Origin of the sequence: Sphaerisporangium sp. NPDC088356 (genome assembly GCF_040685555.1) — a bacterium.
In the GTDB taxonomy this organism is placed as follows: domain Bacteria; phylum Actinomycetota; class Actinomycetes; order Streptosporangiales; family Streptosporangiaceae; genus Sphaerisporangium.
Genome location: NZ_JBFBIK010000006.1, coordinates 56,060 through 71,879 on the forward strand (window position 1 = coordinate 56,060; position 15,820 = coordinate 71,879).

Genomic DNA, 15,820 nt, shown 5'->3' on the forward strand with positions numbered 1-15,820 from the left:
ACCAGATGGTCACGGGGCCGTCGCGCGACGGTCAGACCTGGACGTTCTTCGGGTCGCCGTGGCAGCGCTTGTACTTCTTGCCGGAGCCGCAGGGGCAGGGGGCGTTGCGCTCGACGTTGCCGTACGCGGCACGCTCCTCCGCGGTGGTGCGGACCCGGGTCTGCTCCACCTCGCCGCTCTCGCCGGGAGCGCTGTAGATCATCTCGGTGGGCCGCTGCGGCCGGCGCAGCGCCTTGGAGATGATCGCTCCGGCCTCGCTGACGTTGGCGTCGACGGCGGCGACCTCTTCGACGATCGGGTTGTCCTGCACCTCGACCTCGAGGTTGAACAGGTAGCCGACCGACTCCTCCTTGATGCCGTCGAGCATGGCCGCGAACATGTCGAAGCCCTCACGCTGGTACTCGATCAGCGGGTCGCGCTGGGCGTAGGCCCGCAGCGCGATGCCCTCCTGGAGGTAGTCCATCTCGTAGAGGTGCTCGCGCCACTTGCGGTCGAGCACGGAGAGGATGACGCGCCGCTCCAGCTCGCGCACGGTCTCGGCGCCGAGCTCCTCCTCACGCCGCTCGTACGCCGCGAGGGCGTCGGCCTTGACCCAGTCGGTGATCAGCTGGGGCGTGAGGTTCTCGCGCTCGCCGTCGGCCTCGCGCTCGATCAGCTCGTCGACCGTGATCGAGATCGGGTAGAGCTGCTGGAACGCCTTCCACAGCTTGTCGAGGTCCCACTCTTCGGCGAACCCCTCGGCGGTGGCCGCCTGGACGTACCCCTCGACGACCTCGGTGATGAAGTCGCGGACCTGGTCGCGAAGGTCGGCGCCCTCAAGGACCCGGTGGCGCTCGGCGTAGATCACCTTGCGCTGGCGGTTCATGACCTCGTCGTACTTGAGGACGTTCTTGCGGATCTCGAAGTTCTGCTGCTCGACCTGGTGCTGGGCCGAGGCGATCGCCTTGGAGACGATGCCCGACTCGATCGGCACGTCCTCGGGAATGTTCAGCCGCGTCATGATCATCTCGACGCGGGCGGAGTTGAACAGCCGCATCAGGTCGTCTTCGAGCGACAGGTAGAAGCGGGACTCGCCCGGGTCGCCCTGACGGCCTGAGCGGCCTCGGAGCTGGTTGTCGATGCGCCGGGACTCGTGGCGCTCGGTGCCGAGGACGTACAGGCCACCGAGCTCGGTGACCTCCTCGTGCTCGGCCTTGACGGCGTCCTTGGCCTTCTCGAGCGCCTCGGGCCAGGCCTTCTCGTACTCCTCGGGGGTCTCCGAGGGGGACAGGCCGCGCTGCTGGAGCTCGATGTCGGCGCGGAACTCGGAGTTGCCGCCGAGCATGATGTCGGTGCCTCGGCCGGCCATGTTGGTCGCGACGGTGACGGCGTGCTTGCGGCCCGCCTCGGCGATGATCGTGGCCTCACGGGCGTGGTTCTTGGCGTTCAGCACCTCGTGCTGGACGCCGGCCCGCTTGAGCGCCTTGGAGAGCCTCTCGGACTTCTCGACCGAGGTGGTGCCGACGAGCACCGGCTGGCCCCGCTCGTAGCGCTCCTTGATGTCGATCACGCAGGCGTTGAACTTGGCGTCTTCGCTCTTGTAGACCACGTCGGCCTGGTCCTTGCGGACCATCGGCCGGTTCGTCGGGATCGGGATGACGCCGAGCTTGTAGGTCTGGTGGAACTCGTTCGCCTCGGTGGTCGCCGTGCCGGTCATGCCCGACAGCCGGGAGTAGAGGCGGAAGTAGTTCTGCAGGGTGATCGTGGCGAGGGTTTGGTTCTCGTCCTTGATCTTCACGGACTCCTTGGCCTCGATGGCCTGGTGCATGCCCTCGTTGTAGCGGCGCCCGTGGAGCACGCGACCGGTGAACTCGTCGACGATCAGGACCTCACCGTCGACGACGATGTAGTCCTTGTCCTTCTTGTAGAGCTCCTTGGCCTTGATCGCGTTGTTGAGGAAGCCGACCAGGTGGGTGTGCTCGGGCTTGTACAGGTTGTCGATGCCGAGCCAGTCTTCGACCTTCTCGACACCGGCCTCGAGGATGCCGACCGTGCGCTTCTTCTCGTCGACGATGTAGTCGCCGGTGCTCTCTTCGCCCTCCTTGCCCTCGACGCCGCGGCGGAGGCGGGGGACGATCTTGGCGAACTCCTGGTACCACTTGCCGGACTGCTCGCCGGGACCGGAGATGATCAGCGGCGTGCGCGCCTCGTCGATGAGGATCGAGTCGACCTCGTCGACGACGGCGAAAGCGTGGCCGCGCTGGACGCACTCCTCCAGCGACCACGCCATGTTGTCGCGGAGGTAGTCGAAGCCGAACTCGTTGTTCGTGCCGTAGGTGATGTCGGCGTTGTACTGCTTGCGGCGCTCGTCCGGCTGCATGTTCGCCAGGATCACGCCGACCTCGAGGCCGAGGAAGCGGTGCACCCGGCCCATGTTCTCGGCGTCGCGCTTGGCGAGGTAGTCGTTGACCGTGACGACGTGCACGCCCTTGCCTGCGATCGCGTTGAGGTAGGCGGGCAACGTACAGGTCAGGGTCTTGCCTTCACCGGTGCGCATCTCGGCGATGTTGCCGAGGTGGAGCGCGGCCCCGCCCATGATCTGCACGTCGAAGTGGCGCTGGCCGAGGACCCTGCGGGCCGCCTCGCGCACTGCCGCGAACGCCTCGGGAAGCAGATCGTCGAGGGACTCGCCGTCGGCGTGCCGCTGCTTGAACTCAGCGGTCAGCGCGCGCAGCTCGGCATCGCTCAGGCTGGTGAAGTCGGACTCGATGGAGTTGACCTGCTCGGAGATCCGCTTCAGCTTACGCAGGACCTTGCCCTCGCCGGCGCGAAGAATCTTGTCGAGAATGGCTGGCACTTTTTGTAAAGCTCCTCGCAGGTCTGTACCGCGGCCCGACGGCTGCGGACATGAGGACGAGACATGGTTCCCCGTAGCCATGGTAGGCGGTTTCCCCACCGGACACAGCCATCGTCAACGACGCTGTCCGGGCCCCGAAGGTTCCCGGACGCCTCCCACCTGAGGCCTTTACAGGGCACGGCCTGCGGGAGGGGTAGTGACGTTGTATATCGTGCGATGGTAAGGGGAGGGAATCTTTGCCTCGGGGCGCCCCTCTGGCGACATGGGAATTTGGACTAAAACAGGGAGTCAGGATGGCCGACAGCGCACCGGCGCAGGCACACGGCGGGCAGTCTCACGCGGGAAGGCCCACTTCGTGGCTCGCCGTCACCGTGATCCTGCTGGGGTTCACCATCGGCGGGGTCGCCCTGGTGATGGGTCCCAACTGGTTCCTCTTCTGGGTGGGCGCCGGAGTCATCGCGGTGGGCGGCGTGCTCGCCCTGGTCTTCGACATCTTCTCCGACGTCATCGAGGACGCTCCCCGCGCCATCGCGATCCAAGAGCACCACTCCCCCTTCGAGCGTCACACCGACGCGGTCTGAGCGCTCTCGCTGAGCCTCGCCCCGGAAGACCGGGCCGCCCCTGCCGTGGACACCCGCGGCAGGGGCGTTCTCTTTCGCGACGACACCTGCGTATCGGTTTTGTCGGTGGCACGCCCTAGCATCGACCCATGCCGAATGGTTTCCCCGCCCCCGCGCTGGAGCTCTCCGCCGACGAGGCGCGCCGGGTCATCCTCCGCGCCCAGGGCTTCCTCGGGGCCGAGTCGCGGCGTGGCGGGGTGACCGCCATGCTGCGCCGCCTCGGCGCCGTGCAGCTCGACACCATCTCCGTCCTGGCCCGCTCCCACGAGCTGGTGGCGTACGCGCGGCTAGGGTCCGTCGGCAGGGCCGAGGTCGAGCGGGCCTACTGGCACGACCCCGCCCACGCCTTCGAGTACTGGTGCCACGCCGCCTGCATCGTGCCGATCGACGACTGGCCGCTCTACTCCTTCCGCCGCCGCGCCTACCGCGAGCGGCGCTTCCGGTGGCACGAGGTCCCGCCCACCGTCGACAAGGTGCTGGAGCAGGTCAGGAACGAAGGGCCGCTGACCACCACCGAGCTGGGCGGAGCCAAGAACGGCGGTCCCTGGTGGGACTGGTCCGACGTCAAGATCGCCGTGGAGTTCCTCCTCGACATCGGCGAGGTGGTCTGCACGCGCAGGGCCGGCTGGCGCCGCGTCTACGACGTGGCCGACCGCGTGGTCCCCGCCGCCCTTCTCGGGCAGAACCCCACCGACGCCGAGTGCGTCACGCGGCTGACGCGCATCGCGGGCGCCGCCCTCGGCGTCGCCACCCGCGCCGACCTCGCCGACTTCGTGCGCGTGCGCGCCGCCCACGGCGCGATGCTCGACCAGGCGCTGCTCGACGGCACGTCAGGGCTGGTCCCGGTGCGCGTGGCCGGCTGGCCCGACGGCCGGGGCGGAGGCCGCGCGACGGGCGGAGCCGCGCGGCCGAACGCCTGGGCCGACCCCGCCGCGCTGGAGACCGCGCCACGGGGCCGCCACCGCACGACCCCGCTGTCCCCGTTCGACTCCCTGGTGTGGGATCGCGCCCGCACCGAGCGCGTGTTCGGCTTCACCCACCGGCTGGAGGCGTATGTGCCGAAGGACAAGCGGGTTCACGGCTACTTCACCATGCCGGTGCTGGCGGGGGGCCGGCTGATCGGGCGGGTCGACCCCGCTCGTGAGGGGTCGACGTTCGTGGCCCGCCAGGTGGGGTTCGAGCCGGCGGCCGGCCGCGCGGGAGCCGCCGTGCGCGCCGGGGCGGTCGAGGCCATGGCCGCGGCGCTCTGGGAGGCCGCGGCCTGGGTCGGCTGCGACGACGTGCGCGTGGAGCGCGTCGGCACGCCGGAGCTGGCGGCACCGCTCCAGGCGGCCCTGCGGGGTACGCCCGCCGGGCTCGCCTGACCGTGCCCCAGGTGAACGCCTGAGGAGATCGCCTTGGGTCCCTCAGGTGATCTCGAGGAGGCGCTCGCGCACGGCGTAGACCACCGCTTCCATGCGAGAGTGCAGCTGCAGCTTCTCCAGGATGTTGCGCACGTGGTTCTTGACGGTGTTCTCGGAGATGAACAGCTGCTTGGCGATCTCGCGGTTGTTCATGCCCTTGGCGACCAGGCGCAGCACTTCCATCTCGCGCTCGGTCAGCCGGGGCACCGGAAGCTGCGGCGGGCGCTCGGCCTCCTTGCGGCTCATGTTGGCGAACTCGCTGATGAGCTTGGCCGCCATGGCCGGGTTGATGAGCGACTGGCCCTCGTGGACGCCGCGGACGGCGTCCGGCACCTCGTCGATCTGCACGTCCTTCAGCAGGTAGCCCGTGGCCCCCGCCTTGATCGCCTCGAAGAGGTCCTCTTCCTCGTCGCTCACGGTCAGCATGACGATGCGCGCGCTCGGCACCGATGCCTTGATGACCCTGGTCGCCTCGATGCCGCCCTGCCGGGGCATGCGGACGTCCATCAGAACGACGTCGGGCAGGAGACGGTCGGCGATCTCGACCGCCTCCTGACCGTCGCTCGCCTCGCCGACCACCTCGATGTCCGGCTCCGCGGCCAGCGCCAGCTCCAGGCTCCGCCGGATCAACGCGTGATCGTCAACGATCAGCACGCGGATCGGCTCTTCACGCCCGGAGTGGCCGGCCGTTTCGTCGGTCTGCGTCACGCCTCCTCCTCGTGGGGAGCCAGATCGCGCCAGGTAGGTCGATCCCTACCGCGCGACGCTCCCGCGCCGTCGGAACCGCCATCATTACATGGGTTTCCGACGCGCGGGGGGTCGAGAGGATCTTCGAACGCGTTGGTTACTGTTCTACGAGCCGCAAGACGCCATAGGCATACCCGACACGTCGGTACACGACGCTCGGTTGCCCGCATTCCTTGTCCCTGAACAGATAGAAGTCGTGCCCCACGAGCTCCATCTCCAGCAGCGCCTGGTCAATGGTCATCGGGTCGGCCTCGTGGAACTTCTCGCGGACGACCAGGGGGCCGTCCCCCTCCATCTCGATCGGAACGATCGGTTCGGGGTACTCGGACTCGCTCGGCGGCGACTTCTCGGCCTGGGCCCGTTCTTGCACCTGGGGCTCTACGGGGAGCGGCTCGGGCAGTGGTTCGTAGTTGTCGGCCAGAGCGGAGGTCAGCTCGGCGACCGAGGGGGGACAGTGGTTGCCATGGTGGACCTTGCGCCGGTCGGCGATGCGCCTTAGCCGTCCTTCGAGCTTGCCGAGGGCGATGTCGAGCGCCGCGAACCTATCGTCGGCGGATGCCTCCGCCCGGACGGCTGGGCCCTTGGAGTGGATGGTCAGCTCCACCCGCTCGCGGTCGTCGGTCGCCCGAACGTTCGCCTCCTTGGACACCTCCACGTCCACTCGTATGAGCTTGTTGTCCAGTCGTTCGATCCTGGCCAGTTTCGTTGTCACATGATCGCGGAACCGGTCACTCACACTGGTGTGCCGTCCCTTGACGATGATGTCCACTCAAAGGCCCCCCTTCGTCTCGACTGCGAGGAGGACACCCGTCCGGCCGACCTGGTCTTCGTCCCCACATCCGCCTGCTGAGGGGTTCGCGGCTCAGTCGCCACTACTGCCCTTCTCTTCTTGCGGAGGGCATCTGACCCTCCGGGAAGGCAGGACTTACCTCTAAGCCGCACCGTGATCGGTCGACGAAGAGTCGCCTTACGTGGGCCGTTTCGCCTGCGGCTGGCATCGGCTAGCCATTCCGGTCCCCTTGCGGGGGTCGGTCCGGCGCAACCACGGACCCGAACGGGTGCCATGGCTCGAACGCTAGTCGCTACCGGCCCGAATGTCAGCCGTGAGATCAGCCAAAGGATCACTGTAAGTGATCTGCTTACGGGCTTTAGCCCTTCGGCAGACGGGAAGTTGACGATGCTCGGAGCCGGTGTGTGAAGGCTTCTCGCATCTGTTGAGCTGCGGGGTTGGATTGATTGGCCAGGAACCTGTGACTGCCGGGGCAGGCTCCGGATTTGACCAATTCATTACCCTTCGTAATCTTTTAGAGTTGGATCTAACCCGGGCGTGTCGCGCGTGTCCCAGCACTCCGGCGGTCGTCGCGAGCGCCCCGGGAATGGCCCGCCCCAGCGGCCGGTCAGCGCGCGGCCATGGAGGCAGGGCAGGGAAGACCGCGCTGGGGCATTGCCGGTGCCTTCAGCGCGCTCGGCGTGGCGTGGCGGCGAGCGTGACCGCCAGCGGGACCACGACGCCCTCACGGCGCAGCGCCCCCGCCGCCTCCGCCAGCGTCGTGCCCGTGGTCACGATGTCGTCGACCAACACCGCGACCGGGTCAGGCCGCCCCCACAGTGAACGCTCCGGGGCGCTTCCCGCCGCTCGAACCCCGAAGGCTCCACTCAGGTTCGCGGCCCTCTGCGAGGCGCTGAGGCCCGCCTGGTCGCGCACCCGCCGCCGCTGCGCGAGGACCGGCGCGAGCGTCACCGGCGCGCCCCGCGACCGCAGGGCCCCTACGGCCAGCTCCGCCAGCCGGCCGACGGGGTCATGGCCACGCTGCCGTACGGCCTTGCGGGCGCTCGGGATCGGGACCAGGGCCAGCGGCGCGCCGAGCGCGTCCGACTCCCGCAGGGCCGCCACGAGGGTGGCGGTCAGGGACGCGGCGAGCGGGCGCGCGAGCGCCGTGCGGCCGCGCTCCTTGTACGCGAGGATGGCCCGGCGCGGCGCCCCCGCGTACAAGGCGCCCGCCCAGCAGTCGGGCATCCCGCGGGGAGGCGGGCTGGGCGCCCTCGGGCGCGGATCACCGTGGAGCTCCTGCGCGCAGGCGGGGCACACCACAGAGCCCGCGCGGGCGCACCCGGCGCAGCGAGCGGGCAGAACCAGGTCGAGGAACGCGGTCAGCACCCCGGCATCATGCGACCCGCCACCGACGGAAACCGGTGCCGCCCCGCACTTGTCCACAGGCCCCCTCAGGCACCGGCCGCCGCGAGGCGCTCGTCCACAGGCCCTCAGGCAGGATCAGCCCAGGGGGTAGACGGGGGCACCGGCGCCGCTCTTGACGAGCGTGCTCCACTTGGGCTTCTGCGGGTCCCACACCAGCACCTCGCCCTCCGCCGTGCCGGCCAGCAGCGAGATGGGGTCCGGGCCCGCGGTGATGCTCTCGATGCGGGCCGCCGCCTTGGCCGTCTCGACCCGGACCCCCTGCGTGACCGACCAGGGGGTCAGCTCGCGGTCGGACTTGGTGTCCGTGAGGACCAGGAGCGTGCTCGCGTCCCGCCAGGCGATGTCGACGATGCGCTGGCCGTCCTCCGCCGGCACGAGCGGGTGCAGGTTCTCCACCACCCAGTTCGTCCTGTTGATCGAGCCCACCAGGACCTGCTCGCCGCGCCCGTCGTCGGAGATGACGGCCACCCGTGCCCCGTCCCGCGCGACACGGAACGCCTTGACGTCGGTGGACTCCAGCTCGGGCGCGCTGACGGGGAGCTGCCGGGAAGGCTCGTGCGCCCTGATCACCTGCGACTTGCCGGGCCCCTGCCGCGAGACCGACCAGACGTCCCCGTAGCGGTCCCACGACGGCGGGGTCAGCCCCGGCCCCTCGATCCAGCGCTGCCACTGGTTGCCGGAGGTGATGCCGGTGACCCAGACGCCGCCGCTCTTCTCCAGGGCGGCCATCTTGGGCGGCTCGTCGTTGGACACCGCGAGGTGGGTGAACTGCCGTGCCTGGCCTCCCGTGCCGAGCGTCACGGGGCTGTCGCTGTCCTTGTCGATCCGGTGAAGCCTGCCCTGCTGAAGGTAGTAGGTCGTGGGCTGGGAGGACAGGACGTCGGGATCAAAGCGCTCGTAGTCGCGGGGGTCGATGATGAACGGCCCGCCGGGGAACTGCTCGCCGTTGACCCTCACTTCGATGCGCCGCGACTCGGTCAGCGGTTTGAGCGTCCACGACAGCTGGGCCGACAGCGCCTCCCTGTACCCCGAGACCTGCGCCGAGTCGACGATGCCGTAGGTGAAGTCGACCACGACCGTGTCGCCCTCGACGGAGACCCCGTTGACGTCGACGTTCGGCCCGAACGCGGACTCGACCGCGCCCCTGAGCGGCGTGGTCGGCCCGGCGAGCAGCCGGTGGACCAGGGATTTGGCCAGCCCCTCGCCGGGGTTGATCGGCACCCGCACCTGGTCGGCGACCAGGCCCACCGACTGGTACGCCGCGAAGTACAGGTCGAAGGAGCGGTAGGCGCGTTTGAAGTCGTCGTTGGACAGCAGCAGCCCCGCCGGCGCCGACGAGATGCGCCACTGGCCGCTCACCTTCACCAGCGTGAACCCCTTGTTCAGCCCGCTGCCCGCCGAGGCCGCGTTCGGCACGTAGTGACCGTCGCGGTCGAGCTCGCCGAGCATGGTGCCGGTCAGCGCCACGTGGGCCTGCTGGATGTCGTCCCGGGGCGTGTCGATCGTCGGCTTGCCGTTGTCGTAGATCGTGACGGCGTCGAAGGGGCTCCAGGTGCGCTGGGCCTCTCCCGTGAGGTACTGCTTGGCCAGGGTCCGGAGCGGGTCGTCGAAGCTCGCGGCGGCGGTGAGGAAGCCGACGACGATCTCCAGGGGGGAGCCGTTCGGCTTCGGCGGCCCGGCGAGGATGCGGACGTACGGCTGGCTGAGCGGGTCGCCCCCGCCCGTGTCGCGGGCCGCGAAGATGCTGCCCCCGGTCGGCACCGTCGAGCAGGACGCCGAGGCCAAGACGACGGCGGCCAGGGCGAACGCGCGCAGCCTCCGCCGTGCCCGGCTAGTCGGCATCGAAGCCTCCCTCGATCGCCGGGGAGAGGACCGGCGTGGCCTGCCCTCGCCAGGTGCGCCGCATCTCGATCTCGGGTGGCACCAGCGGCAGCGGCGACCCGCGCAGCTCGGCCCCGGCCTGGCGCGGCAGCGACAACCGGAACTGCGACCCCTCGCCGTGCATGCCCCACGCCTGGAGCCAGCCGCCGTGCAGCGTGGCGTCCTCACGGGAGATCGCGAGGCCGAGGCCCGTGCCACCGATGGTGCGTGCCCGTGAGGGATCGGCTCGCCAGAACCGGTCGAAGACCATGTTCTCCTCGCCGGGCTTGAGCCCGACCCCGTGATCGCGCACCGCCACCGCCACCGCGTCGCGGTCGGCGCCCAAGGTGACCACGATGTCGCGGCCCTCGCCGTGCTCGATGGCGTTGAACAGCAGGTTGCGCAGGATGCGCTCGACCCTGCGGGCCTCCACCTCGGCCATGCACGGCTCGTTCGGGAGCCGCAGGTCGAGCCGGGTGGCCTTGCGCTCGGCCAGCGGCTGGGAGTCCCCCACCGCCCGCAGGACCACGTCGCGCATGTCGACCGAGTCGATGTCCAGCGTGGCGGCCCCGGCGTCGTATCTGCTGATCTCCAGCAGGTCGGCGAGCATCGACTCGAACCGTTCGAGCTGGTTCTGCATGAGCTCGGCCGAGCGCGAGGCCGCGGGCTCGAAGTCCTCGCGGCTCTCGTACAGCAGGTCGGCCGCCATGCGCACGGTGGTGAGCGGGGTGCGCAGCTCGTGGGAGACATCGGACACGAACTGCCGCTGGACCTGCGAGAGCTCCTCCAGCTGGTGGATCTTCAGAGCCAGGTTGGAGGCCATCTCGTTGAAGGAGGTCGCGAGGCGGGCGAGGTCGTCCTCACCGCGCACACGCAGCCGCTCCGACAGATTCCCTGCGGCGAGGCGCTCGGCGGCCTGGCGGGTGAGCCGGACCGGGGTGACCACCTGCCGGGTCACCAGCGACGCCACGGCCGCGAGCAGGAGCACCAGGGCCACGCCCACCACGATCAGCCACCGCTGGACCATGGTCAGCGTGTACACGTCGGCGTCGAGCGGGAAGAAGTGGTAGACCTCGTAGTCGCCGCCGTAGATGTTCGACACCAGAGATCCGATGGCGAGGGCCGGCACCGGCTTCGGGTCGTGTAAGTAGTACATCGAGGTGTACTGCCACCACTGGGGCGGATCCTTGACCTGCCGCAGCTTGTCGCGCAACTGCCGGGGCACGCTCTTCGGATCGACGTTCCCTGTGCCGCGGTCCTGGCCGACCTCGTCGGCGTTGAGGATCACCACGCTGTAGCGGGAGTCCGACCGCACGGCGAGCGCCAGCGCCGCCTGTTCGAGCGGAGCGCCCATGAGGATCTCGGAGTTGTCCTCCTGCGAGACCACCGACTGCTTGGACACCGCCACCTGAGGCTGGTTGAGGTAGCTGGTCACCGTGGTGACGTTGGCCTGCGCCTCGGCGATGGCCGCGTGCACACGGCCGTCCAGGACGGCCGTGGTGATCATCTGGAAGAGGAAGGTGCCCAGCACCGCGACGACGATCATGGAGATGACCATCGTGCTGGTGACGACCCTGAGCTGCAACGAGCGCCGCCAGATCCGCCGCACCCGGCCCGCGGCGCGGCGTGCCCGCCTGCGGACACCGCGCACGATCTGGCGCGGGGTGCGCCGGGTCTTCCTCTTCGCCTTGGGCCTGGACGCGGTGCGGACGGCGCCTGAAGACGAGGTCGGGGAGGCCATAAGGATGTCCGGGGGTCACAGCGCGGGCACGGCGGGGCCGCCTACGCCGGACCGGCCTTGTAACCGACGCCGCGGACCGTCACCACGATCTCGGGGTGCTCAGGATCTTTCTCGATCTTGGCGCGGAGACGCTGGACGTGCACGTTGACGAGCCGCGTGTCGGCCGCGTGCCGGTAGCCCCAGACCTGCTCCAGCAGCACCTCGCGGGTGAACACCTGGCGCGGCTTGCGGGCGAGCGCGACCAGCAGGTCGAACTCCAGCGGGGTGAGGTTGACGGTCTCCTCTTCCCGCTTGACCGAGTGGCCGGCGACGTCGATGGTGATGTCGCCGATCTGCAGCACCTCGGGCGTCGGCTCGTCGGTGCGGCGCAGCCGCGCGCGCACCCGTGCCACGAGCTCCTTCGGCTTGAAGGGCTTCACGATGTAGTCGTCGGCCCCGGACTCCAGGCCGAGTACGACGTCGATGGTGTCGCTCTTGGCCGTCAGCATGACGATCGGCACGCCGGACTCCGCGCGGATGCGGCGGCACACGTCGATGCCGTCGGCTCCGGGCAGCATCAGGTCGAGAAGGACCAGGTCCGGCCGGGTGTCACGGAACGCGTCGAGCGCCTTGTCTCCGTCCGATACGAACGACGGCTCGAAGCCCTCGCCCCGAAGGACAATGCCAAGCATCTCGGCGAGAGCGGCGTCGTCGTCGACGACCAGCACGCGTCCTTTCATGGCCCCTCATTCGTTCTGCAAGTTTTGGAGGTTGCGGCGAAAGCCGTACGACCGACCGAAGGTTACCTGCGAGTCATCGCAGGGTGATAAACGATCGAACAATAGCTTCACCAAAAGCCGAATTTTAGGCGCAGGTTACGGAACCCGCCAATGATCTGGCTCGATGAGCTTGTGGCGTGGCGTGGCGCGGGTCCGCACGGCCCCCGCACCAAGTGTGCGCCAAGTACCCCCTATTCGGCCATCGGAGGCCTTGATCGCTTGGCTGGCCACCACGGAGCGCGGTGCGACATGCCAGGATTGGGATATGTCAGACGGTCACGGCTCCACGCCCAGCACGCCCCCGGGTTGGGCGGAGAACCAGCCTCCGCCGTACTCCGGCCAGGGCCAGACGCCGTGGACCGCTCCCGGCGGCTCGGGCCCGCCGGTGAACCAGCCCCCTCCGGGTGCCGTCCCCGCAGGTCGGCCCGGTTACGGCCAGGGCACGTACGGGCAGGCCCCTGACGGCCAGGCGGCGCCGGTCCCGCCCGGTCACGACCCGAACGCGCAGGCCCCGCAGTACGGCCAGGGTCCGCGATACGGTCAGGCGCAGCCGCCGTACGGCCAGGGCCCGTATGGGCAGGCGCCCGTCTACGGACAGCCGTACGGCTACCGCCCGCCGCCGCAGGCCCTGCGCCCGGGGATCATCCCGCTGCGCCCGCTCGGCCTCGGCGACATCCTCGACGGCACCATCAAGCTGATCCGCTCCAACCCCAAGGCCACGCTCGGGCTGTCGGCCATCGCCGCCGCGATCGGCACGCTGCCGCTGGCGATCGGCCAGGCGGTGTACTACCGCTCTATGGGCGACCTGCTGGCGAACCCCGCGGCGATCGAGTCGGGCACCGACGTGCCGGTGGGCGGGCTCGCCGCCCAGCTGGGCGGCACGGTCCTGTCGCTGATCATGCAGTTCTTCCTGGTCACCATGCTGACCGGCATCCTGACGCGGGTCCTCGGCCGTTCGGTCTTCGGCGGCAAGATCACCATCGGCGAGGCCTGGCGGCTCACCCGCTCGCGGCTGCCCGCCCTGTTCGGGCTGGCCCTGCTCACCGGGCTGATCGCGCTGGCCCCGCTCGCCGTGGCGATCGCGCTCGTCGCGGCCCTCGCCGCCGCGGGGGCGAGCGTGACCGCCCTTTTGGTCGTCGGCCTGGTGCTCGTCCTCGCCTACCTCGCGTACGCCCTGTTCATCAGCACCCGCTTCTCCCTGGCGTCCGCGGCGGTCGTGCTGGAGCGGCGCGGCGTCGTCGAGTCGATGCGCAGGTCGTGGGGGCTCGTGACCGGGGACTTCTGGCGGGTGCTCGGCATCCTGGTGCTGACCCAGCTTCTGGTCGGCGTCCTCGGCAGCGTGCTGTCGGTGCCCGTCAACATCATCAGCATCGTGGTGGCGTTCGGCGGGCAGGGCAGCGTCGCCGCCACCGTGGTCACGACCATCCTGTTCGTCGTGGGCGGCATCCTCAGCTCGATGATCACCTATCCCATCCAGGCCGGGGTCAACGGGCTGCTCTACACCGACCGCCGGATGCGGGCCGAGGCGTTCGACCTCGTGCTGCAGACCGCCGCGATCGAGCAGCAGCGCCAGGGCTGGGTGTCGGCCACGGCCGACGACCTGTGGCATCCCTCCCACGCCGCCGGCCCCACCGGCCCGTACGGACCTGGGGCTTCCGGACCGTACGGATCAGGTCCCGCGGAGCCCCGCCCCACCGGCACCCCCGGAGCGCCGTGATCATCTCTGTGATCGGCGCCGTGGTCCTCGACGACATCGGGCGGGACGAAGCGCGCCGCAGAGCCGTGGAAGAGCTCGTCAGGCCCGAGTACCAGCAGGAGTCGCTGATCGACCGGATCTTCCGGACCGTGCAGGACTTCCTCGACAGCCTCCTCGACAACGCCCCCGGAGGCGTTCCGGGAGGCGTGTTCGCGCTGGTCGTCGTGCTCCTGGTCGTCGCCGCCCTGGTCCTACTTATCGCCTGGCAGGCGAAGCGCGCCACGCGGAGCCGCCGGGCCGCCGCCGACGGGCTCTTCGGCGTCCGTGAGCGCACCGCCGGCGAGCACCGGGCCGAGGCCGAGCGCCTCGCCGGGGAGTCGCGCTGGGCCGAGGCCATCCGCGAGCGGCTCCGGGCCATCGCGCGCGACCTGGAGCACCGGGCGATCGTGGCACCGCAGCCCGGAAGGACGGCGGACGAGCTGGCCGAGGCCGCCGGGCGTGAGCTTCCCGAGTTCGCCGCGAGGCTCGCCGTGGCGGCCCGCCTGTTCGACGACGTCACCTACGGCGAGGCGCCCGGAAACGCGGAGGGCTACCAGGCCATGTCGGGGCTCGACCAGGACCTGCGCGCCGCCAGACCGGCCGCGATCACCCCGGCCACGGCGGGCGCCCGATGACCGTCACTGCACCGAGGCGACCCGCCTCCCGATCGGCCGGGGGAGACGCCCCATGACGGTCACCGCACCCGAGCGTGCCGCCTCGACCGTCCCCGGCGGCCCCTCGACCTCGACGTCGGCGACCGTGCGCGGCATGTGGCGCGGCGGCCGCGGCATGGTGCTCTTCGGCCTGGTCGTGATCGTCCTCGCCGCGCTCACCGCGCTGGTCACCGGCACCTCCACGGAGGGCCGGCGTCTCGATCCCGCCGACGCGACGCTCACCGGGAGCAGGGCTCTGGCCGAGATCCTCGGCCGGCGAGGGATCCGGGTCGAGCGGGTCTCCACCGTCGAAGACGTCGTACGCCTGGACGGGCCCGGTACGCAGTTGCTGGTGTCCAGCACCGCCTACCTCGGCGACGACGACATCACCACGCTCTCGCGCACCCGCGCCGACCGGATGATCGTCGGCACGGTCCCCGGCCTGTCCACCCTCGCCCCCGGGATCACGGCGAGCGGCCAGGCGTCGGTGCGTTCGAGGGAGCCACGATGCGATCTCCCCGCCGCCGTCCGGGCGGGAAGCGCGTTCACCGGCGGCGGCGCCCTCACTGTGCCCGCCAGGTCGATCGGCTGCTATCCGGGCGCCGACGGACCGAGCCTGGTGCGCTCTTTCGGCACCCCCACGGTGACCGTGGTGGCAGACGGCGCGTTCATGACGAACCAGCGGCTCGCCGAGGACGGCAACGCCGCGCTGGCGATCAACCTCGCGGGCGCGAAGCCGGTCCTCATCTGGCTGGTGCCGGAGGAGTCACGGGCGGTCCCCGGGGCGGGACATGCCAGTGCCGGGGATCTCGTCCCGGCGGGGGTGCCCTGGGCCGTGCTCCAGCTCGGCGTCGCGTTGCTGGTGGTGGCGTTCTGGCGGGGCCGCCGCCTCGGTCCCGTCGTGGTCGAGCGGATGCCCGTGGTCGTACGCGCGGCCGAGACCGTCGAGGGGCGCGGCCGTCTCTACCGCGCCCGCCGGGCCCGCGACCGCGCCTCCGCCACCCTGCGGGCGGCGTCCGCCGCCCGGCTCGCCCCGAGGCTCGGCCTGTCCGGCGACGCGACTCCGGACGAGATCATCGCAGCGACCGCTCTGCGGACCGGGCAGGATGCAGGTTGGGTGCGTTCGGTCATGTACGGCCCGATTCCGGCCGATGACGCCGGGCTCGTTGCCCTGGCCGGCCACCTCGACACCTTGGAAAGGCAGGTACGAGAGCCGTGACCACACCTCCGCCCGGAGGCCCCTTGAACCCGTGGCCCCAGACATCCCCCG

12 protein-coding genes are annotated in these 15,820 nt (G+C 70.3%); 5 read left to right on the forward strand and 7 right to left on the reverse strand.

What is annotated here, in order from left to right:
- Positions 1 to 31: 31 nt before the first annotated feature.
- A complete protein-coding gene (gene secA / locus AB0O34_RS04380) occupies positions 32 to 2,836 on the reverse strand; it encodes a preprotein translocase subunit SecA (protein ID WP_363912476.1) in 2,805 nt (934 codons plus the stop codon).
- Positions 2,837 to 3,129: 293 nt separating this feature from the next.
- Between secA and AB0O34_RS04385 the strand changes: the two genes are divergently transcribed.
- Positions 3,130 to 3,417: an HGxxPAAW family protein gene (locus AB0O34_RS04385; protein WP_363912478.1), complete on the forward strand. Its 288-nt coding sequence runs from the start codon at positions 3,130 to 3,132 to the stop codon at positions 3,415 to 3,417.
- A gap of 128 nt (positions 3,418 to 3,545) precedes the next feature.
- Positions 3,546 to 4,820: a crosslink repair DNA glycosylase YcaQ family protein gene (locus tag AB0O34_RS04390; RefSeq protein ID WP_363912480.1), complete on the forward strand. Its 1,275-nt coding sequence runs from the start codon at positions 3,546 to 3,548 to the stop codon at positions 4,818 to 4,820.
- A 42-nt stretch (positions 4,821 to 4,862) separates the two neighbouring features.
- On the opposite strand, the gene AB0O34_RS04395 is transcribed toward AB0O34_RS04390, so the two are convergent.
- From AB0O34_RS04395 to mtrA, 6 genes are all read right to left on the reverse strand, one after another.
- Positions 4,863 to 5,567 carry a response regulator transcription factor gene (locus tag AB0O34_RS04395; protein ID WP_363912482.1) on the reverse strand — a complete coding sequence of 235 codons (705 nt, stop codon included), beginning with the start codon at positions 5,565 to 5,567 and terminating at the stop codon, positions 4,863 to 4,865.
- 136 nt (positions 5,568 to 5,703) lie between these two features.
- Complete coding sequence (gene raiA / locus AB0O34_RS04400; protein ID WP_363912484.1) at positions 5,704 to 6,375, reverse strand: ribosome-associated translation inhibitor RaiA; 672 nt, start codon at positions 6,373 to 6,375, stop codon at positions 5,704 to 5,706.
- A 687-nt stretch (positions 6,376 to 7,062) separates the two neighbouring features.
- Positions 7,063 to 7,764, reverse strand: coding sequence for a ComF family protein (locus tag AB0O34_RS04405; RefSeq protein WP_363912486.1), 702 nt, complete (start codon positions 7,762 to 7,764; stop codon positions 7,063 to 7,065).
- A 114-nt stretch (positions 7,765 to 7,878) separates the two neighbouring features.
- Positions 7,879 to 9,645 carry an LpqB family beta-propeller domain-containing protein gene (locus AB0O34_RS04410; protein ID WP_363912488.1) on the reverse strand — a complete coding sequence of 589 codons (1,767 nt, stop codon included), beginning with the start codon at positions 9,643 to 9,645 and terminating at the stop codon, positions 7,879 to 7,881.
- Positions 9,635 to 11,404, reverse strand: coding sequence for an MtrAB system histidine kinase MtrB (gene mtrB / locus AB0O34_RS04415; protein ID WP_363912490.1), 1,770 nt, complete (start codon positions 11,402 to 11,404; stop codon positions 9,635 to 9,637). Before mtrB ends, AB0O34_RS04410 begins: the two co-directional genes overlap by 11 nt.
- Before the next feature lie 41 nt (positions 11,405 to 11,445).
- On the reverse strand, positions 11,446 to 12,123 hold the full coding sequence (mtrA, locus tag AB0O34_RS04420; protein ID WP_114031473.1) for an MtrAB system response regulator MtrA: 678 nt from the start codon (positions 12,121 to 12,123) through the stop codon (positions 11,446 to 11,448).
- 304 nt (positions 12,124 to 12,427) lie between these two features.
- On the opposite strand from mtrA, the gene AB0O34_RS04425 reads away from it, so the two are divergent.
- From AB0O34_RS04425 to AB0O34_RS04435, 3 genes are read left to right on the forward strand one after another with little or no spacing between them, the layout of a single operon-like run.
- Positions 12,428 to 13,879: a hypothetical protein gene (locus AB0O34_RS04425; protein ID WP_363912492.1), complete on the forward strand. Its 1,452-nt coding sequence runs from the start codon at positions 12,428 to 12,430 to the stop codon at positions 13,877 to 13,879.
- On the forward strand, positions 13,876 to 14,532 hold the full coding sequence (locus tag AB0O34_RS04430; protein WP_363912494.1) for a DUF4129 domain-containing protein: 657 nt from the start codon (positions 13,876 to 13,878) through the stop codon (positions 14,530 to 14,532). Before AB0O34_RS04425 ends, AB0O34_RS04430 begins: the two co-directional genes overlap by 4 nt.
- A 52-nt stretch (positions 14,533 to 14,584) precedes the next feature.
- Positions 14,585 to 15,769 carry a DUF4350 domain-containing protein gene (locus AB0O34_RS04435; protein ID WP_363912496.1) on the forward strand — a complete coding sequence of 395 codons (1,185 nt, stop codon included), beginning with the start codon at positions 14,585 to 14,587 and terminating at the stop codon, positions 15,767 to 15,769.
- Positions 15,770 to 15,820 lie beyond the last annotated feature (51 nt).

What these genes read in the sequence shown, in the direction of transcription:
- AB0O34_RS04385 (WP_363912478.1), top strand. Translation starts at nt 3,130, where the DNA reads ATGGCCGACAGCGCACCGGCGCAGGCACACGGCGGGCAGTCTCACGCG.
- AB0O34_RS04390 (WP_363912480.1), top strand. Translation starts at nt 3,546, where the DNA reads ATGCCGAATGGTTTCCCCGCCCCCGCGCTGGAGCTCTCCGCCGACGAG.
- AB0O34_RS04410 (WP_363912488.1), bottom strand. Translation starts at nt 9,645, where the DNA reads ATGCCGACTAGCCGGGCACGGCGGAGGCTGCGCGCGTTCGCCCTGGCC.
- mtrB (WP_363912490.1), bottom strand. Translation starts at nt 11,404, where the DNA reads ATGGCCTCCCCGACCTCGTCTTCAGGCGCCGTCCGCACCGCGTCCAGG.
- mtrA (WP_114031473.1), bottom strand. Translation starts at nt 12,123, where the DNA reads ATGAAAGGACGCGTGCTGGTCGTCGACGACGACGCCGCTCTCGCCGAG.
- AB0O34_RS04425 (WP_363912492.1), top strand. Translation starts at nt 12,428, where the DNA reads ATGTCAGACGGTCACGGCTCCACGCCCAGCACGCCCCCGGGTTGGGCG.
- AB0O34_RS04435 (WP_363912496.1), top strand. Translation starts at nt 14,585, where the DNA reads ATGACGGTCACCGCACCCGAGCGTGCCGCCTCGACCGTCCCCGGCGGC.